An 18,983-nucleotide genomic window follows, 5' to 3' on the forward strand; every position below is an offset into this window, starting at 1 on the left:
ACGCCGATGTCGCTGCTCGCCAGATTCAGTCTCGCCAACCGGGGGCTGATCGCCCTCATCGCACTGGTGACCACGGCGTTCGGGGCGTTCGCCGTGCCGTCGCTGAAGCAGCAGCTGCTGCCGTCCCTGGAGTTCCCGGCCGCGTTCATCGTGGCGCCGTACCCGGGCGCGGCGCCGGAGATCGTCGAGTCCCAGGTCGCCGAGCCGATCGAGAACAGCCTCCAGGGCATCCCGGGGCTGGAGAAGGTCACCTCCGCCTCGCGTGAGGGCTCCGCCACCGTCCAGGTGCAGTACGAGTTCGGCACCGACCTGGACGACGTGGTCAACAAGATGCAGACCGCGTTGAGCCGGATCGACGCCCAGCTCCCCGAGGGCGTCGACCCGCAGGTGATCGCGGGCAGCACCGACGACCTGCCCGCCGTGGTGGTCGCCGCCACGGGCGGCGCCGACGAGCAGGCCCTGGCCGAGAAGCTGCGCGGCACCGTCGTGCCGGAGCTGGAGGGGCTGGACGGCGTGCGCACCGTCGACGTCACCGGCGCCCGCGACCAGGTCGTGACCATCGTTCCCGACCCGGCGAAGCTGGCCGCGGCCCGGCTGGCGCCGACCGCGATCGCCCAGGCGTTGAAGACCAACGGCGTGGCGCTGCCGGCCGGCACGGTGATCGACGGCAGTCGCTCGCTGCCGGTGCAGGTGGGCACCCCGGTCCGCACCGTGGACGACCTGCGCGGGATCGTGCTCAGCACCGCCCCCGCCGCTCCGGTACGCCTCGGCGACGTGGCCCGGGTGGAGCAGCAGCTCGCTCCGGCCACCGCCTTCACCCGCACCAACGGCAAGCCCAGCCTCGGCATCGCCGTCACCGCCTCGCCGGACGGCAACGCGGTGGCCATCTCGCACGACATCCGGGACCGGCTGGACGAGCTGGAGGCCGCCTCCGGCGCCGACCTGACCGTGGTCTTCGACCAGGCCCCGTTCGTCGAGCGGTCCATCGAGAGCCTCACCACCGAGGGCCTGCTCGGCCTGCTCATGGCGGTCGTGGTGATCCTGGTCTTCCTGCTCTCCGTCCGCTCCACCGTGGTCACCGCGGTCTCCATCCCGCTGTCGGTGCTGGTCGCGCTGATCGTGCTCTGGGCCGGCGACTACTCGCTGAACCTGCTCACCCTGGGCGCGCTGACCATCGCCGTGGGCCGGGTGGTCGACGACTCGATCGTGGTGCTGGAGAACATCAAGCGGCACCTGGAGTACGGGGAGCCGAAGCGGGACGCCATCCTGGCCGCGGTCCGCGAGGTGGCCGGCGCGGTGACCGCCTCCACCCTCACCACGGTCGCCGTCTTCGCGCCGATCGCGCTGGTGGGCGGCTTCGTGGGGCAGCTCTTCGCACCGTTCGCGATCACCGTGACGGTGGCCCTGCTCGCCTCGCTGCTGGTCTCGCTGACCGTGATCCCGGTGCTGGCGTACTGGTTCCTCAAGCCGCCGCGCGGCGGGGCCGACGAGGCCGCCGCCCGGCACGCCGCCGAGGAGAAGGAGCTGCGCAGCCCGTTGCAGCGCGGGTACCTGCCGGTGATCGGCTTCGCCACCCGCTCCCGGGGCACCCGCTGGGCGACCGTGGCGCTGGGCCTGCTGGTGCTCTTGGGCACCTTCGGGCTGGCCCAGAAGCTGGAGACCAACTTCCTGGACGACTCGGGCCAGGACACCCTGGCCATGCGGCAGCAACTGCCGGCGGGCACCGGGCTGACCGGCACCGACCAGGCCGCCGCACGGGTCGAGGAGATCCTCCGGCGTACCCCGGGGGTGGCGACGTACCAGGTGACCGCGGGCGGCGGCGACAACCCGTGGGCGGGCGGCGGCAACGACACCGCCTCCTGGTCGCTGGCGCTCACCGACGACACGGACGCCGCGGAGGTCCGCGAGACGCTGCGCAAGGAGTTCGACGCGCTCGGGCCGGAGGCCGGCGAGGTGACCTTCGGCGGCGGGCAGAACGCCTCCGCCAACCAGCTCGAGGTGGTCGTGCAGGCCGCCGACCAGGAGACGCTGGCCCGGGCCGCCGAGGCCGTCCGGGACGCGATGGCCGGCACGCCGGGCGTCGAGGACGTCACCACCGGCCTGGCCACCCGGGTGCCCCGGGTGGAGGTGACCGTGGACCGGGTCGCCGCGGCCCGGGCCGGGCTGACCGAGGCGGCGGTGGGGCAGGTCGTGGCCCAGGCGTACCGGGGGGCGCCGCTCGGCCAGGTCACCCTGGACGGCGCCCCGCAGAACGTGGTGCTGAGCACCGGGGCCCGGCCGCCGCTGAGCGTGGCCGAGCTGCGGGCGCTGCCGGTCGGCCCGGTGAAGCTGGACGACATCGCCGACGTCAACCAGGTCGAGGGCCCGCAGCAGGTGACCCGGATCGACGGTGAGCGGAGCGTGTCGGTGACCGGCACGGCGACCGGCTCGAACCTCGGCGCCACCACCCAGGAGCTGCAGAAGAAGCTGGACGCGCTGGACGTGCCGGGGGCGACGTTCGTCATCGGCGGCGTGAGCGCGGACCAGGCGGACGCCTTCGCCGACCTGGGGCTGGCGGTGCTGGCCGCGATCGCGATCGTCTTCCTGATCATGGTGGGCACGTTCCGCAGCCTGACCCAGGCGCTGATCCTGCTGGTCTCCGTGCCGTTCGCGGCGACCGGCGCGATCGGGCTGCTGCTGCTCACCGGCACCCCGCTGGGCGTGCCGGCGCTGATCGGCGTGCTCATGCTGGTCGGCATCGTGGTGACGAACGCGATCGTGCTGCTCGACCTGATCAACCAGTACCGCGGGCAGGGCATGGGCGTGACCGAGGCGGTGGTCGAGGGCGGCCGGCGCCGGCTGCGGCCGATCCTGATGACCGCGGTCGCCACGGTGTTCGCGCTGCTGCCCATGGCGTTCGGCCTGACCGGCGAGGGCGGCTTCATCTCCAAGCCGCTGGCCGTCGTGGTGATCGGCGGCCTGCTCAGCTCGACGCTGCTGACGCTGATCCTGGTGCCGACCCTCTACACGATGGTGGAGCGCACCAAGGAGTCCTTCCGCGAGCGCCGGGCCCGCCGGCGCGGCACCCCGGTGCCCGCGCAGCCGCCGGCGCCGGTTCCGGTGACGGTCGGGGGCGGCGAGCGCCCGGCCGAGGCCGCTGACGGGCCGCCGGCCCGCCCGGCGCCGTCGGCCGCCCTGGTCGACGGCACGGACCAGTTCGAGGTGCTGCGCCTGCCGAAGAGCCGCCGGTCCCCGCTCCCGCCGACCGAGTAGCGGCGCGATTCCCCGCAGCGGGTGGCCGTCCCATGGTGGACGGCCACCCACTGCGTACGGGGCAGTGGGAAACGGCTCCGCGCGGTACCGTGAGTGAGCCGGCACCTACCGTGGGTGGCGGTCCGTCCCGTGCGGGCGGCCGGCCGGAGCGGAAGCGGGGGCGATGGCGGACGGCGTGGGCCGTTGGGGCAGGCGTGCGGTGCTCCGCCGGGCCGCGCTGCTGGGCGGGGGCGCCGCGCTGGGTGTCGCCGGGGCCACGCAGACCGCCTGGATCGCCGACCGCCGGCTCCCACTGGGCGGCGGACCGGCCAGCGCCACCCTGGGCAGCCGTTACCAGCAGGTCAGCGGCGGGGTGGAGGTCGTCTGGGGCGTCCGCACCGGCACCCCGCTGGTCGCGCTGACCTTCGACGACGGGCCGCAGCCGCAGTGGACCCCCATGGTGCTGGACACCCTGGCCGAGCACGGCGTGCCGGCCACCTTCTTCCTGGTCGGCGAGCGGGCCCGCCGGCACGCCGCGCTCGTCCGCGACCGGCTGGGCGGGCACGAGGTGGGCAACCACAGCTGGGCGCACCACGACCTGGCCCGGATGGACGCCCGCACCGCCTTCGACGACCTGCGCCGCAGCCACGAGGCGATCGCGGCGGCCACCGGGGCAGCCCCCGCGCTGCTCCGCCCGCCCTGGGGGCACCTGGGCGGCGCCGTGCTGCACGCCGCCGCCCGCCTGAACTACCGGCTGGTGCTCTGGACGCTCCAGATGGTCGAGGGGGAGTATCCGCACGACCCGGCGGGGCACGCCCGGCGGATCGTGGCCGACGTGCGGCCCGGCACCATCCTGCTCGGCCACGACGTCGGCCCCGAGCGGCGGCTCGTCGCGCTCCGCGGCCTGCCCGACATGATTACCGGGCTGCGCGCCCGCGGCTACACCTTCGTGACCGTCTCCGACCTGCTGCGCCGCGCTGCCGTCCTCGGAGCAGCCCGATAGGGTGCCCGCGTGTCACCCACCGTCTCGGTCCTCGTCCGCAACCGCGACTTCCGCAACCTCTTCCTCGCCGAGCTGGTGGTCTTCGGCGCCGACTGGTTCGTCATGGTGCCGCTGCTCGTGCTCCTGCCGGCGCTGACCGGCAGTGGGGTGTGGGGGGCGCTGGTGCTCGCCGTGGACACCGGCATGACCGCCCTGCTGCTCCCGTACACCGGCACCATCGCCGACCGGTTCGACCGGCGGAAGATCATGATGGCGGCCAACCTCGCCGCGCTGGCCGGCATCCTGCTGCTGCTCGGCGTCCGGAACGCCGCCACGGCCTGGCTGGCGCTGGTGTCGATCGCCGCCGTGGCGGTGGCGAAGGCGTTCTACTCGCCGGCCGCCCAGGCCGCCCTGCCCAACGTGCTCGACCCGGCCGACCTGGCCGCCGGCAACGCGATCGCCGGCTCGGCCTGGGGCACCATGACCGTCGTCGGCGCCTCGCTCGGCGGTGTGCTCAGCGCCGCCGCCGGCCCGTACGCCAGCTTCTGGGTGGCCGCCGTGGCCCTGGCCGGCGCGGCGGCCCTGGCCGCGCTGATCCGCCGGCCGTTGCAGGCGCCCCGCGACCCGGCCGCGGTCGTCCCGCGCACCTGGCCGGCGATCCGCGAGGCGCTGGGCTACATCGCCCACCGGCCGCGGGTGCTGGCCCTGGTCACCGTGAAGTCGGCGGTCGGCCTGGGCAACGGCGTGCTGACCGTCTTCCCGCTGCTCGCCGGGCTGTACGGGGTGGGCGCGATCGGCACCGGCCTGCTCTTCGCCTCCCGCGGCGCCGGCGCGCTGGTCGGCCCGATCCTGATGCGTCGGGTGCTCAGCAACCGGGCCTGGCTGCTCACCGGCCTGGCCCTGTCCATGTCCCTCTACGGCCTGGCCTACGTCGGCGTCTCGCTGGCGCCCTGGTTCCCGCTGGTGCTGGTGCTGGTCTTCCTGGCCCACCTGGGCGGCGGCAGCAACTGGGTGCTGTCCAACTACGCCCTCCAGGGCGAGGTGCCGGACCGGTTGCGCGGCCGGGTCTTCGCCACCGACATGATGCTGGCGACGCTGGCCATCGCGGTCAGCCAGCTGGTCGTGGCGCTGGTGGTGGACGCGGTCGACGAGCGGACCGTGCTGGCCGGCTGCGGGCTGGTCACCGTGGTCTACGCGGTGGGCTGGCGGTTCGCCACCCGGCGGCTGTCGCTCACCGACCCGGTCGAGGAGGCGGCGCCCAGCCGCACCCCGTGACCACGCGCCGTTCCCACGGTCCGGGCGATCCGGCGCGCTGTCGGTGTCGGGTCCTAGCATGAGCCGGTGCCGATGACTTTCACCTCCGGTCCCGTCCGGGTCCGGGTGCCCGCGACCAGCGCCAACCTGGGCCCGGGCTTCGACGCGCTCGGGCTGGCCCTCGGGCTGCACGACGACGTGGCGGCCGAGGTGACCGCCGGCGGCGTCCGGGTGGCGGTGACCGGCGAGGGCGCCGGCGAGCTGCCCGACGGCGACCGGCACCTGGTGGTGACCGCCATGCGGGCCGCGTTCGACGTGCTGGGCGCGCAGCCGGCCGGGCTGGCCCTGGAGTGCGTCAACCGGATCCCGCAGGCCCGGGGCCTCGGGTCCTCCTCGGCGGCCATCGTGGCCGGCGTGCTGCTGGCTCGGGCGCTGGTCGCCGACGGCGCGACCCGGCTGGACGACGCCGCCGCGCTCCGGCTGGCCTCGGAGCTGGAGGGGCACCCCGACAACGTGGCGCCGTGCCTGCTCGGGGGCTTCACGGTGGCCTGGACGGAGCCGGCCGGCGCCCGGGCCGTCTCGCTGCCCGTGGCGGCGGCGGTCCGCCCCACCGTCTTCGTGCCCGGCGAGCGCGGGCTGACGTCGGTCGCCCGGGCGGCGCTGCCGGCCACCGTGCCGCACGGCGACGCGGCGCTGACCGCGGGGCGGGCGGCGCTGCTGGTGCACGCGCTGACCGCCGACCCGGGGCTGCTGCTGCCGGCGACCGTCGACCGGCTGCACCAGGACTACCGCGCGGGCGGCATGCCCGCCACGGCGGCCCTGGTCAACGAGCTGCGTGCGGCGGGTGTGGCGGCTGTGGTCAGTGGGGCGGGGCCGACCGTGCTGGCGTTGTCCGAGGTCCCGGCGGGATTCGACGCGGGAACAGATTGGCGCCGGTGGGAGTTGCCGATAGACGTCAGCGGTGCCCGGGTTGCCCGGGGTAGACTTGGACACGCCGAGCGGGACCCTGTTGCCGCAGGTCTGAAGAGTTGATTACGCTCTACACCTAGCACAGCCGCGAAGCATGCGATCTCCTGCGGGTCGGCGCACCCCCGAAGCTCTCGGCGGTCAGCCCGTCACCCCTGCCAAAGGCCCACGCCGCACCGCAGTTTCCACAGGTCGCCGCAGACGGCGAGACCTGCTCACCGACGTTGGTGAGTCGGGAAACCGACCGGCTGCTGTGTCACAGACTCCCGCGACGCGTCCCTGCGAGGCGGGTGCACCGAGGCCGCCCGGCCACCTGTTTTCGACCCCGGGCAGCCCCGGCCTATCGAGGGAAGGAATCCATTGAGCGACACCACCGACGTGACGTCGGATGTTTCCAACGTCGCTGGCGATGCCACCACTGCCGCCCCCACACGCCGTCGGCGCAGCGGTACCGGCCTGTCGGCGATGCTGCTGCCTGAGCTCCAGAGCCTGGCCGCGTCGCTCGGTATCTCCGGTACGGCTCGCATGCGCAAGGGCGAGCTGATCAGTGCGATCACCGAGCGGCAGGGCGGCGCCGCCGCCGGAACCCCTCGACCGCGGGCCGAGGTCGCGGCCGCGGCCGCTCCCGCCCGCGAGGAGGTGCACGCCGAGGTCCGCGAGGAGCGGGCCGAGACCGAGCGGCGCACCGCCGAGCCGGCGCCGGCCGCCGAGGCGACCGAGGGCCGCACCCGCGGCCGCCGGAGCCGGGCGGCCACCACGGCCGCCGAGACGCGCGCCGAGGAGGCTCCCGCCGAGACCGGCGAGCGGGCCGAGCGCGGCGAGCGGGCCGAGGGCCGGGGCCGTGAGCGGGCCGAGCGCGGTGGCGAGCGGGCCGAGCGCGGCGGTGACCGGGCCGAGCGCGGTGAGCGTGGCGGTGACCGGGCCGAGCGCACCGATCGGGGCGAGCGGGGCGAGCGTGCCGACCGTGGCGAGCGCAACGAGCGCACCGACCGGGGCGAGCGCGGCGAGCGCAACGAGCGCACCGACCGGGGCGAGCGGGGCGACCGCAACGACCGGGGTGACCGCAACGACCGCGGCCAGCGCGCCGAGCGCAACGACGACGGTGACGACGACGGCGAGGGCGGCGGCCGGCGCGGCCGGCGCAGCCGGTTCCGGGACCGCCGGCGGGGCCGCGGCGAGCGCGCCGAGGGCGGCGACGGTGGCGGCCGCGAGCCGCAGGTCGGCGAGGACGAGGTGCTCGTCCCGGTCGCCGGCATCATCGACGTGCTCGACAACTACGCCTTCGTCCGGACCACCGGCTACCTGGCCGGCCCGAACGACGTGTACGTCTCGATGTCCCAGATCAAGAAGTACGGCCTGCGCCGCGGCGACGCGATCACCGGCGCCGTGCGGGCCGGCGCCCGGGAGGGCGAGCAGCGGCGCGACAAGTACAACCCGCTGGTCCGGCTCGACACCATCAACGGGATGGAGCCGGACGAGGCGAAGCGCCGGCCGGAGTTCTACAAGCTCACTCCGCTGTACCCGCAGGAGCGGCTGCGGCTGGAGACCGAGCCGCACATCCTGACCACCCGGGTCATCGACCTGGTCATGCCGATCGGCAAGGGCCAGCGGGCGCTGATCGTCTCGCCGCCGAAGGCGGGTAAGACGATGGTGCTGCAGGCGATCGCGAACGCGATCACCCGCAACAACCCGGAGTGCCACCTCATGGTGGTGCTGGTCGACGAGCGGCCGGAAGAGGTCACCGACATGCAGCGGTCGGTGAAGGGCGAGGTCATCGCGGCCACGTTCGACCGTCCGCCGCAGGACCACACCACGGTGGCGGAGCTGGCGATCGAGCGGGCGAAGCGCCTGGTCGAGCTGGGCCACGACGTGGTCGTGCTGCTCGACTCGGTGACCCGGCTCGGCCGGTCGTACAACCTGGCGGCGCCGGCCAGCGGCCGGATCATGTCGGGTGGTATCGACTCCACCGCGCTCTACCCGCCGAAGCGCTTCCTGGGCGCGGCGCGGAACATCGAGAACGGTGGCTCGCTGACCATCCTCGCGACGGCGCTGGTGGAGACCGGCTCGATGGCCGACACGGTCATCTTCGAGGAGTTCAAGGGCACCGGCAACGCCGAGCTGAAGCTGGACCGGAAGATCGCCGACAAGCGGGTCTTCCCGGCGATCGACATCAACCCCTCCGGCACCCGCAAGGAGGAGGTCCTGCTCGCGCCGGAGGAGCTGGCGATCGTCCACAAGCTCCGCAAGGTGCTGCACTCGCTGGACTCGCAGGCGGCGCTCGACCTCCTGCTGGACCGGCTCAAGCAGTCCCGCACGAACATCGAGTTCCTGATGCAGATCGCGAAGTCCACCCCGGGCGAGTGAGCTGAGGGATTCTCCCGACGAGGGGCACGGCCTGCGGGCCGTGCCCCTCGTCGCGTACCGGGCAGGGGAGTGGGTGAAGTTTTTCTTCGGTTAAGCCGGAGGGTATTGAAACTTCTGTTCAGTCTCGGGTTGACTGTGGTCCATGCGAATCCGCAGTCGATCCGCCCGTCTCGCCGGCGTCCTGCTGCTGACGCCGCTGCTCACCCTCACCGCTCCGGTCCCGCCCGGTGCGGCGGCGGCCGCGGCCGAGCCGCGTACCCCCGCCGAGGACGCCCCGGCGGCCTCCTCCCGTCCCGACTCCGCGGTCGCCCTCGCCGACGAGACCGGCCTGGAGCCGGCCGGCGGCCTGGAGACCGCGAAGACCAGCCGTCCGGTCGCCCCCGGACTCGACCTGACCTCCTTCGACCGGTACGACGCCGACGGCTGGCTGCGGGCCGACGCTCTCACGGCCGACCTCTCCGGCGGCGTCACCGTCGACTACGTCAACTCCGGCGCGGTCACCCGCGACGAGCCGCTGCGCGCGGCGGTGGACCGCTCCCGGGCGGTGGCCGCGGTCAACGGCGACTTCTTCGACATCAACAACTCCGGCGCGGCGCAGGGCGTCGGCATCCGCTCCGGCGAACTGGTCCAGTCGCCGGTCGCCGGGCACACCAACGCCGCCGCGATCAGCGCCGAGGGGCTCGGCCGGGTCATCCAGGTCGGCTTCGAGGGCACCGCGAGCCTGCCCGCCGGGCCGGTGCCGCTGACCCAGTTCAACAACATGGTGCAGCGCGACGGCGTGGGTGTCTTCACCCCGCTCTGGGGCTCGTACACCCGGAAGCGGGCCGTGGAGGGCGCCGCGCGGGTGGCCGAGGTGACGGTGACCGGCGGCCGGGTCGCGACCGTGGCCGGCACGGCGGGGGAGGGTCCGATCCCGGCCGGGACCACGGTGCTGCTCGGCCGGGAGGCCGGCGCCGACGCCCTCGCGGCGCTGCGCCCCGGCGACCCGGTCGACCTGACCTGGCGGCCGAAGGCGTCCGACGGCAGCAGCCCGCGCGCCGCGGTCGGCGGCGGCAGCGTGCTGGTCCGCGACGGCGTGGTGCAGACCATCGCCGACCAGAGCCTCGCCCCACGCACCTCGGTCGGGTTCTCCGCCGACGGCCGTAAAATGATCATGCTCACCGTGGACGGCCGGCAGGTGGACAGCCGGGGCGTCACCCAGACCGAGATGGGCCGCATGATGGTCGAGTTGGGCGCGTGGAGCGCGCTCAACCTCGACGGCGGCGGCTCGTCGACGCTGCTGGCCCGGGAGCCGGGCGCGGCGACCGTCCAGGTGGAGAACAGCCCCTCCGACGGCAGCGAGCGGCCGGTGCCGAACGGCCTGGCCATCTACGCGCCGCAGGGCAGCGGCCGGCTCACCGGCTACTGGCTGGAGACCGCCAGCGACCCGACCGCCGCGCCGGGCGTCGCCCCCATCCGCGGCGGCCGGCCGGACCGGGTCTTCCCCGGCCTCACCCGCCGGCTCACCGCCGCGGGCTACGACGAGACGTACGGCCCGGCCGCCGGCACGCCGCACTGGCGGGCCAACCCGGCCGCCCAGGGCACCGTGGACGACGGGGTGTTCCGGGCCGGCCGGCCCGGCCGCAGCACCGTCACGGCCTGGCGCGACGAGGCGCGCGGCACGCTCGACCTGACCGTGCTGGGCCCCCTCGCCCGCATCGACTCCACGGTGGACCGGCTCGGCCTCAACCAGGAGGGCGACACCGGACTGTTCGGCGTGGTCGGCTACGACGCGGAGGGGAACACCGCGCCGATCGAGCCGGCCGACCTGAAGCTGGAGTACGACGAGGACCTGCTCGCCGTCACTCCCACCGCCGACGGCAACCTCTCCGTCCGGGCGCTCGGCGGCACCGGCGCGGCGCTGGTCACCGTCAGGGTCGGCGCGAAGACCACCGTGTTCCCGGTCACCATCGGGCTCACCGACATGCCGGTCGCCGGCTTCGACGACGCCGCCTCCTGGAAGTTCAGCCAGGCGCGGGCCAGCGGCGCGGTCGCGCCGGCGCCGGGCCACACCGGCACCGGCCTGAAGATGTCGTACGACTTCAGCCAGTCCACCGGCACCCGCGCCGCGTACGCGGACCCGCCGGCCTGGATCCCGGTGCCCGGGCAGCCGCAGGCGTTCGGCATGTGGATCAAGGGCAACGGCACCGGTGAGTGGCCCAGCCTGCACCTGCACGACGCGCAGGACACCCAGTTCGTGCTGCGCGGCCCCTACCTGACCTGGACCGGCTGGCGGTACGTCGAGTTCACCGTCCCGCCCGGCGTGCAGTACCCGGTCCGGGTGCGCCGGTTCTATGTGGCCGAGACCGACCCGGCCAAGCAGTACAGGAGCGAGGTGGTCATCGACGACCTGGTGGCCCGGGTGCCCCCGACGGCGCAGGCGCCGGAGGAGCCGAACATCACCGACCGGGTGGTGCTGCGCGACGGCACGGTGGACGGCGCCCCCTGGCGCTTCGCGGTCATGTCCGACGCCCAGTTCGTGGCCGCCAACCCGGACAGCGACCTGGTCGCCCAGGCCCGCCGCACGCTCCAGGAGATCCGCGCGGCGAAGCCGGACTTCCTGGTCATCGACGGGGACTTCGTGGACACCGCGTACCCGGCGGACTTCGCGCTGGCCAAGCGGATCCTGGACGAGGAACTGGGCGGCGAGCTGCCGTACTACTACGTGCCCGGCAACCACGAGATCATGGGCGCCCCGATCGGCAACTTCCGGAGCGTGTTCGGGGACACCTCGCGGGTCTTCGACCACCAGGGCACCCGGTTCCTCACCCTGAGCACGGCCACCGGCTCGCTGCGCGGCGGCGGGTTCGACCAGGTGGAGCTGCTGCGGAAGACGCTCGACGCGGCGGCCGCCGACCCGGCGGTCGGCTCGGTCACCGTGCTCTTCCACCACCCGCCCCGCGACCCCAGCCCGGCCAAGGCCAGCCAGCTCGGCGACCGGAAGGAGGCCGCCCTCGTCGAGCAGTGGCTGGCCGACTTCCAGCACCGCACCGGCAAGGGCGCGCTCATGGTGAACGGGCACGTCGGCACGTTCCACGCCGACCGGGTGGACGGCGTGCCGTACGTGATCAACGGCAACTCGGGCAAGGACCCGTCCACCCCGGCGCAGCTCGGCGGCTTCACCGGCTGGACCGAGTTCGGCGTCGACCCGGTGACCCCGCAGGAGGCCGAGCAGGCCCGCCGGGACCCGCTCGCCGAGGGGCCGCGCTGGATCGCCGCGGAGTTCCATGCCCACGTCGACCGGCTCGCCCTGGCCGCCCCGGCCGAGGTCGCGGTCGGCGCGCCGGCCGCCGTCACGGCCACGCTCACCCAGCCGGCCGGCCGCACCGTCCCGGTGGCCGCCCCGGTCAGCGCGGACTGGTCCGGCTCGCCGAACCTGCACATCGGCGCCGCCGACGGGGTGAAGCCCTGGCACGTGGCCCGGTTCGACCCGGCGACCGGGCAGTTGACCGCGCTGCGCCCCGGCGGGCAGGTGCTGCTCGCGGTCACCGTGAACGGCGTCCGCGCCGAGGCGACGGTGGCCCTCACGGCGGCGGCGGAGGCGCCCGCCGCCTGACCGGCCCCGGGGGCGCGGAAGTGCGTCCGTGCCCCCGGACCGGTGGCCCGCCGGCGGGCTCCTCGACCTGGGGGAGGAGCCCGCCGGCGGAGGCACGTCAGAAGTCGCCCTCGGCGACCTGGAAGACGGTCAGGCCGAGCGACCGCCACATCCGGACCACCTGCTGCCGGTCGTCGAAGACCCCCACCACCCGGTACCGGTCCCGGATCTCCCGCTCGTAGATCTCCCGCTTGACCACGGCGTCCTTGCGGTGGTCCCCGACCGCCCGCAGGTGCAGCGCCAGGTAGGGCACCCGCACGTGGCGGGCCAGCCAGGCCTCCGTGTCGGCCCGGGCCGTGGCGTCCCGCCCGGAGCAGAAGACCACGCCGTGCCCGGCCGCGTGCATGGCCCGCACCGCCGCGATGACCGCCCCGTTCGGCGCGTCCTCGCCGACCCGGGTCATGTCGTACGGGCTGCGCGACACGTTCAGCGCCACCGTGCCGTCGATGTCGACCAGCACGATGGCGGGGCGCTCGGCGGCCTCCCGCTCCGCCCGCTCCACCCGCGCCGGGCCGCCGGTCCGGGCGGTCGGCACGGGCAGCGGCAGCGGCCGGTTCGCCAGGTAGCGCTCGTGCAGCCGGCGGATCGCCGCCTCGCCCACCCGGTCGGCCTCGGGGCGCGCGGCGTCCCGCCGCAGGCACTCCTCCAGCGGGACGTCGGTGAAGTCGTGCACCTCGAACGCCGCGCCGTGCCGGGCGGCCAGCTCGGCCCAGTCCCGCAGGGTGCGCGAGCGCAGGTTGGTGTCGTCCACGCAGACGCTCACCCGGGCCGCCAGCAGCGCCTCCACCTGGGCCCGCTGCGCCCGGCTGACCTGCCCCTCGGCCCACTGGGTGAAGAGCCGCTCGCCGTGCAGCATCCGGCGCAGGTCGTCCCGGTTGACCCGGACCACGCCGGGCTGGAGCCGGCGGGCGAAGGTGGTCTTCCCGGAAGCGGGCAGCCCGCGGGTGGCGATCAGGCGGAACATCCCGTACCTCCCGTTCATCCCTCGGCCACTCCACGAATGCCCGCGCCGGGCGCGGGAATGCGTAGCGGGCGGTGAACGTTGCGCCTGCCGGACCTGGTGTGCGGCCCGCTCGACGGGTCGGTGGAAGCCCATGGCACACTGGTCAATCGGCCACCGGTTCCGGTTCACGCCCGAGCCCGTCGAGACGACGGGGAGCACGACGGCGACCCGGCGACCACCGACGAAAGGACCGAGGCGACATGAAGCCCAACATCCACCCGGAGTACGTGACCACTGAGGTCCGCTGCTCCTGCGGCAACACCTTCACGACCCGCAGCACCGCCAAGGGCGGTTCGATCAGCGTCGAGACCTGCAGCGCCTGCCACCCGTTCTACACGGGCAAGCAGCGCGTCCTGGACACCGCCGGTCGGGTCGCGAAGTTCCAGCAGAAGTACGCCAAGGTTCAGGCCAAGAAGGCCAAGTAGCTCCGTCGACGACGCCCGTGTCCGGCTCCGTGCCGGGTGCGGGCGTTCGTCCGTTTCCGCCCCCTTCCGTCCCTGCCCGCCCGATCGCCGTCGAAGGAGCACCCGCAGCATGAGCAGTGAGCGCCTGGCCGCCCTCCTCGACGAGTACGCCGAGCTGGAGCAGCGGCTGGCCGACCCCGCCATCCACGCCGACCAGGGCGCCGCCCGACGGGTCGGCCGGCGCTACGCGGAGCTGGTCCCGCTGCACAAGGCCGCCGGTGAGCTGGAGCAGGCCCGGGCCGACCTGGCCGCCGCCCGCGAGCTGGCCGCCGAGGACCCGGCCTTCGCCGCCGAGGCGGAGGCCATCGCGGCGTCCCTGCCGGCGCTGGAGGAGCGGCTGGCCGAGCTGCTCATCCCGCGCGACCCGCACGACGCCAAGGACGTCATCGTCGAGATCAAGGCCGGCGAGGGCGGCGAGGAGTCGGCGCTGTTCGCCGGCGACCTGCTGCGGATGTACACCCGCTACGCGGAGCGGCACGGCTGGGTCACCGAGGTGATCGACGCGCAGGACTCCGACCTCGGCGGAGTCAAGGACGTCTCCCTGGCGATCAAGACCAAGGGTGTGCCGGAGGGCGGCAACGGGGTCTGGTCCCGGCTCAAGTGGGAGGGCGGCGTGCACCGGGTGCAGCGCGTCCCGGTGACCGAGTCGCAGGGCCGGATCCACACCAGCGCGGCCGGCGTGCTCGTGCTGCCCGAGGCCGAGGACGTGGACGTCACCATCGACCCGAACGACCTGCGGATCGACGTGTTCCGCTCGTCCGGGCCGGGCGGCCAGTCGGTCAACACCACCGACTCGGCGGTGCGGATCACCCACGTGCCCACCGGCATCGTGGTCTCCTGCCAGAACGAGAAGTCGCAGCTCCAGAACCGCGAGCAGGCCATGCGCATCCTGCGGGCCCGGCTGCTGGCCGCCGCCCAGGAGCAGGCCGACGCGGCCGCCTCCGACGCCCGCAAGGCGCAGGTGCGCACCGTGGACCGGTCGGAGCGGATCCGCACCTACAACTTCCCGCAGAACCGGATCACCGACCACCGGATCGGCTACACCGCGTACAACCTCGACCTGGCGCTGGCCGGCGAGCTGGACGGGGTGCTCGACGCGCTGACCGAGGCCGACCGCGCGGCCCGCCTGGCCGGGGAGACGGAACTCAGCCGCCGCTGACCGGCCCCGCGTCAGCAGGCGCGGAGACGGTCCTTGGCGCGCAGCATCTCCCGGTCGGCCAGCTCGAAGGCGGCGCCCAGCGCCTCCCGGACGCTCACCCCGGTGCCCCCGTCGACCTCGGCGAACCCGATGCTCACCCCGACCGGGGTGCCGGGGACCAGCGACTCCCAGTCCTCGGTGTGGACGGCTGCCTGGATCCGCCGGGCCACCTCGGTGGCCTCCGCCATGCCGGTCTCGGGCAGCACCACGACGAACTCGTCGCCGCCGTAGCGGGACACGAAGTCGCCCCGCCGCATCACCCGGTTGATCACACCGGCGATCCGTTGCAGCACCAGGTCGCCCGAGTGGTGCCCGTGCCGGGTGTTCACGGCCTTGAACCCGTCCAGGTCGCAGACGCCGATCACCACCCGTTCGCCGCGGGCCACCACCGCGCCGATGTAGCGCTCCAGCCGGCGCCGGTTGGGCAACCCGGTGAGCGGGTCGGTCAGCGCCTCGCCCTCGTACCGGGCGGCCTCGCGGCGCATCTCCTCGTGGTCGATGCGGGCGGCGATGCCGTCGATGTAGACGTCCCGCAGCCGGTCGCTGCGCTGCGCGGCCAGCCGGAACGCGTGCCGGTCGGCCCGGTGCGCGGCGGCGTGGTCACCGGCCCGGGCCAGCGCCACGCTGCGCAGCCGGGGCGCCTCGGCGGCGCCCACCGTCTCGTCGGAGACGCGGATGGTGTCCAGCCGGGCGACCGCCTCGATGGGGCGGCCCTCGGCGACGGCCAGGCAGACCTGGCCGAGTTGGCGCAGGTCGCGGGCGCGGGCGCTGTCCCCGCCGTGCCCGAGCAGCCGGGCCGGGTCGGCGTCCCCGCCGGAGTCCACCCGGTCGCCGAGCGCCGCCCGGCGGGCGGCGGCGTAGCCGTAGGCGGCCAGGCTGCTCGGCCGGAGGTGGCCGGCCCGGCCGCTGCGCAGGAAGCGGGCGAGGTCGCCGGCCACGTCGCGGAGCACGCGCAGGCAGCCGTCGCTGTCGCCGTTGTGATCCAGCGCCACGGCGTTGCGCAGCCGGATGCCGGGCGCGGCGAAGGTCTCCTCGGGGATGCCCGCCGTCAGCCCCACCTGGCGGGCGCGCTCGATCGCGCCGAGCGCGTGGCCGTGGAAGCTCAGGTAGGAGTAGGCCATGGCCAGGTCGTGCCAGCCCCAGGCGGTGTCCCGGTCCGGGTCGTCGTCGGCGCTCAGCGCCCGGGCCGCCCGGACCAGGTGGGTGACGCAGCGGTCCAGCGCGCCCTGGTGGTGGGCGGCGAGCGCGGCGAGGGCGTTGAGGTGCCCGTGCAGGTACGGCTCGGCCAGGTCCCGGACGGCGGCGGAGGCCTCCTCGATGGCCCGGGTGAACTCGGCCGTCCGACCGAGATTGATCAGCGCGGAGAGGCGCTGCACCAGCGCGTCGGCCCGCGCGCACGGGTCGGCGGTGGTGCGGATGACCCGGTCCAGCAGGGCGCACGCCTCCGCCGAGCGGCTTACCTCCTGCAACGCCCGGGCGCGCCGGAGGGCGTCAACCTGGTCCTCGACCCGGTCGAGCCAGCCCACTCGCGACCTCCCTGTGTGTGCGTCCGGACGCACCCGCTCGTGAGGTGACCCGCGACGCTTCATGATTATGTCGTGACCTCCCTACCGCAACACCCGTCCGAAGGGTCAGAACGCGAGCGCCCCTCGCGGGCGGTCGCCCGGGCGGCCCGGGCCCTCGCGGCGGCGGGCGTCGAGGCGCCCCGCGCGGAGGCCGAGCTGCTGGCCGCGTACGTGCTGGAGGTGCCACGCGGCCGGCTGGCGCTCGCCGACGGCCTGACCCCGGCGCAGCGCGACCGCCTCGACACGCTTGTCGACCGGCGGGTGGCCCGGGAACCCCTCCAGCACCTGACCGGCGTCGCCGGCTTCCGGCACCTGGAACTGGCGGTCGGCCCGGGCGTCTTCGTGCCCCGGCCGGAGACCGAACTGCTCGCGGGCTGGGGGATCGAGCAGGCGCGCCGGTCGCCCGCGCCGCTGGTCGTCGACCTGTGCAGCGGCTCCGGCGCGATCGCGCTGGCGGTCGCCCAGGAGCTGCCGTCGGCCCGGGTCGTGGCGGTGGAACGGTCGCCGGCGGCGCTGGACTGGCTGCGCCGCAACGCCGCCGAGCGGGCCGCCGCGGGGGACCGGCCGATCGAGGTGGTCGCCGCCGACGTCACCGACCCGGGGCTGCTCGCCGACCTGGTGGGCCGGGTCGACGTGCTGCTCTGCAACCCGCCGTACGTGCCCCGGTCGGTGGTGGTGCCGCCCGAGGTGGCCGGCCACGACCCGGACGAGGCGGTGTTCGGCGGCGCGGACGGGCTGGACGTGATCCGCCCGGTGGTGGGCCGGGCCGCCGCGCTGCTGCGCCCGGGCGGGGTGCTCGGCGTCGAGCACGACGACACCCACGCCACGGCGGTGCCCGCGCTGCTCGCCGCCGACGGCCGCTACGAGCGGGTCGAGGAGCACCGTGACCTGGTCGGGCGGCCCCGGTACGCCACCGCGTCCCGCCGGGCGGACGGCCACCACGCCGACCCCGCCCCGGCGTGGCAGACTGGCTCCTCGTGATGCTCTACGACTGTCGGTCGCCCGCCGACCGGGACCGCGGCATCGCCGCTGCGATCGAGGCGGTCAAGAACGGGGAACTCGTCGTCCTGCCGACCGACACGGTCTACGGCATCGGCGCCGACGCCTTCACCCCGTACGCGGTGAAGGCCCTCGCGGACGCCAAGGGCGGCGCCCGGCAGGCGCCCCCGGTGCTGATCGGTTCCCGGCACACCCTCGACGGCCTGGTCTTCTCGCTGCCCCGCTCGGCCCGCGAACTGGTCGAGGCGTTCTGGCCGGGCGCGCTGACCATCGTGGTGGAGCACTCGCCGAGCCTGGCCTGGGACCTGGGCGACTCCAGCGGCACGGTGGCGGTGCGGATGCCGCTGCACCCGGTGGCGCTGGAGGTGCTGCGCGAGACCGGCCCGATGGCGGTGGCCTCGGCCAACAAGGTCGGCCAGCCCGCCGCGCTCACCGCCGAGGAGGCCCGCGACCAGCTCGGCTACGGCGTCCGGGCCTACCTGGAGGCCGGCCCGGCGCCGGATCCGGTGCCGAGCACCATCGTCGACCTGACCGGCGAGGTGCCCCGGGTGCTGCGCCAGGGCGCGGTGAGCCTGGAGAAGCTGCGCGACGTGGTGCCGGACATCCTCGACGAGCGGGGGGCCTGAGTGCCCCCGTTCACCGTCCTGCACGTCTGCATGGGCAACATCTGCCGGTCCCCGATGGCCGAGCGGCTGCTGTTGCTCGCCGTCCGGGAGCGGCTGGGCCGGCTCGGCGTCGACCCGGCCCGCTCGGACGAGCTGGTGCACAGCCACAGCGCCGGCACCGGCGGCTGGCACGCCGGCGAGGAGATGAACCCGCCGGCGGCCCGGCAGGTGACCTCGCGCGGCGGCGCGGCGGACGGGTTCGCCGCCCGCCGGCTCCGCTCCGACCTCATCGACGCCGCCGACCTGGTCCTCACCGCCACCGCCGACCAGCACGAGTACGTGGTGGCGCTGCGCCCGGACGCCGCCGCGCGCACCTTCGTGCTGGGCGAGTTCGGCCGGCTCCTCGGCACGGTGGACCGGGCCGGGCTGCCGCCCGTGGAGGCCACCCCGGAGGCCGTGTACGCCCGGGGCGTGGCGCTGGTCGAGGCGGCGGACGCGGCCCGGCAGGGCAGCACGGCGCTGCCCACCGACGACCTCGACGACCCCTGGGGCCGGGGCGACCAGTGCTTCAGCCGGGTGGCCGACGAGATCGAGGAGACCGTCCAGCCGCTGGCCGCCGTGCTCCTTCCCTGAGGTTCATCCTTTCTCGCGAACTTCCTGCGCGTTTCGGCGAAGATTGCGGCGAAACCGCCGATTCCGGGCATTCTGGACGGGTCCG

Annotated in this window: 13 protein-coding genes; 11 read left to right on the forward strand and 2 right to left on the reverse strand. The window is 75.0% G+C overall.

The annotated features are described in order from the left end of the window. Positions 1 to 6: 6 nt before the first annotated feature. From FXF50_RS20940 to FXF50_RS20965, 6 genes are all read left to right on the forward strand, one after another. Positions 7 to 3,252 (forward strand): efflux RND transporter permease subunit, encoded by a 3,246-nt coding sequence (locus tag FXF50_RS20940; protein ID WP_148430391.1) that lies wholly within the window; start codon positions 7 to 9, stop codon positions 3,250 to 3,252. A gap of 163 nt (positions 3,253 to 3,415) precedes the next feature. After that, on the forward strand, positions 3,416 to 4,234 hold the full coding sequence (locus tag FXF50_RS20945; RefSeq protein WP_148430393.1) for a polysaccharide deacetylase family protein: 819 nt from the start codon (positions 3,416 to 3,418) through the stop codon (positions 4,232 to 4,234). Between the two features lie 9 nt (positions 4,235 to 4,243). Next, positions 4,244 to 5,488, forward strand: a complete 1,245-nt coding sequence (locus tag FXF50_RS20950; RefSeq protein WP_148430395.1) for an MFS transporter — start codon at positions 4,244 to 4,246, stop codon at positions 5,486 to 5,488. Between the two features lie 72 nt (positions 5,489 to 5,560). After that, a complete protein-coding gene (gene thrB / locus FXF50_RS20955; protein ID WP_148430461.1) occupies positions 5,561 to 6,499 on the forward strand; it encodes a homoserine kinase in 939 nt (312 codons plus the stop codon). A gap of 294 nt (positions 6,500 to 6,793) precedes the next feature. Further along, entirely contained in the window at positions 6,794 to 8,797 is a 2,004-nt protein-coding gene (gene rho / locus FXF50_RS20960) for a transcription termination factor Rho (protein WP_148430397.1), read from the forward strand. Between the two features lie 142 nt (positions 8,798 to 8,939). Beyond that, complete coding sequence (locus tag FXF50_RS20965; RefSeq protein WP_148430399.1) at positions 8,940 to 12,392, forward strand: phosphodiester glycosidase family protein; 3,453 nt, start codon at positions 8,940 to 8,942, stop codon at positions 12,390 to 12,392. Between the two features lie 97 nt (positions 12,393 to 12,489). On the opposite strand, the gene FXF50_RS20970 is transcribed toward FXF50_RS20965, so the two are convergent. Further along, the gene (locus FXF50_RS20970; RefSeq protein WP_148430401.1) at positions 12,490 to 13,395 is read right to left on the reverse strand and encodes an AAA family ATPase; all 906 of its coding nucleotides are present in this window, start codon (positions 13,393 to 13,395) and stop codon (positions 12,490 to 12,492) included. Between the two features lie 239 nt (positions 13,396 to 13,634). Between FXF50_RS20970 and rpmE the strand changes: the two genes are divergently transcribed. Next, complete coding sequence (gene rpmE, locus FXF50_RS20975; RefSeq protein ID WP_091262200.1) at positions 13,635 to 13,859, forward strand: 50S ribosomal protein L31; 225 nt, start codon at positions 13,635 to 13,637, stop codon at positions 13,857 to 13,859. 109 nt (positions 13,860 to 13,968) lie between these two features. Continuing rightward, positions 13,969 to 15,057 carry a peptide chain release factor 1 gene (gene prfA / locus FXF50_RS20980; protein ID WP_148430403.1) on the forward strand — a complete coding sequence of 363 codons (1,089 nt, stop codon included), beginning with the start codon at positions 13,969 to 13,971 and terminating at the stop codon, positions 15,055 to 15,057. Between the two features lie 11 nt (positions 15,058 to 15,068). On the opposite strand, the gene FXF50_RS20985 is transcribed toward prfA, so the two are convergent. Continuing rightward, positions 15,069 to 16,622 (reverse strand): diguanylate cyclase, encoded by a 1,554-nt coding sequence (locus FXF50_RS20985; protein ID WP_148430405.1) that lies wholly within the window; start codon positions 16,620 to 16,622, stop codon positions 15,069 to 15,071. Positions 16,623 to 16,694: 72 nt separating this feature from the next. Between FXF50_RS20985 and prmC the strand changes: the two genes are divergently transcribed. The 3 genes from prmC to FXF50_RS21000 are packed head-to-tail and all read left to right on the forward strand — an operon-like array spanning position 16,695 to position 18,898. Next, entirely contained in the window at positions 16,695 to 17,642 is a 948-nt protein-coding gene (prmC, locus tag FXF50_RS20990; protein WP_148430407.1) for a peptide chain release factor N(5)-glutamine methyltransferase, read from the forward strand. Beyond that, a complete protein-coding gene (locus tag FXF50_RS20995; RefSeq protein WP_148430463.1) occupies positions 17,642 to 18,286 on the forward strand; it encodes an L-threonylcarbamoyladenylate synthase in 645 nt (214 codons plus the stop codon). The genes prmC and FXF50_RS20995 overlap by 1 nt, the downstream gene beginning before the upstream one ends. Continuing rightward, on the forward strand, positions 18,287 to 18,898 hold the full coding sequence (locus FXF50_RS21000; protein ID WP_148430409.1) for a phosphotyrosine protein phosphatase: 612 nt from the start codon (positions 18,287 to 18,289) through the stop codon (positions 18,896 to 18,898). Positions 18,899 to 18,983 lie beyond the last annotated feature (85 nt).

The sequence above is a fragment of the Micromonospora sp. AP08 genome (assembly GCF_008085935.1).
GTDB lineage: Bacteria > Actinomycetota > Actinomycetes > Mycobacteriales > Micromonosporaceae > Micromonospora > Micromonospora chersina.

Excerpts from the sequence above, each read along its gene's own strand:
- FXF50_RS20965 (WP_148430399.1), top strand. The coding sequence starts at position 8,940 with ATGCGAATCCGCAGTCGATCCGCCCGTCTCGCCGGCGTCCTGCTGCTG.
- FXF50_RS20995 (WP_148430463.1), top strand. The coding sequence starts at position 17,642 with ATGCTCTACGACTGTCGGTCGCCCGCCGACCGGGACCGCGGCATCGCC.
- FXF50_RS20940 (WP_148430391.1), top strand. The coding sequence starts at position 7 with ATGTCGCTGCTCGCCAGATTCAGTCTCGCCAACCGGGGGCTGATCGCC.
- thrB (WP_148430461.1), top strand. The coding sequence starts at position 5,561 with ATGACTTTCACCTCCGGTCCCGTCCGGGTCCGGGTGCCCGCGACCAGC.
- FXF50_RS20945 (WP_148430393.1), top strand. The coding sequence starts at position 3,416 with ATGGCGGACGGCGTGGGCCGTTGGGGCAGGCGTGCGGTGCTCCGCCGG.
- FXF50_RS20970 (WP_148430401.1), bottom strand. The coding sequence starts at position 13,395 with ATGTTCCGCCTGATCGCCACCCGCGGGCTGCCCGCTTCCGGGAAGACC.
- rpmE (WP_091262200.1), top strand. The coding sequence starts at position 13,635 with ATGAAGCCCAACATCCACCCGGAGTACGTGACCACTGAGGTCCGCTGC.
- prfA (WP_148430403.1), top strand. The coding sequence starts at position 13,969 with ATGAGCAGTGAGCGCCTGGCCGCCCTCCTCGACGAGTACGCCGAGCTG.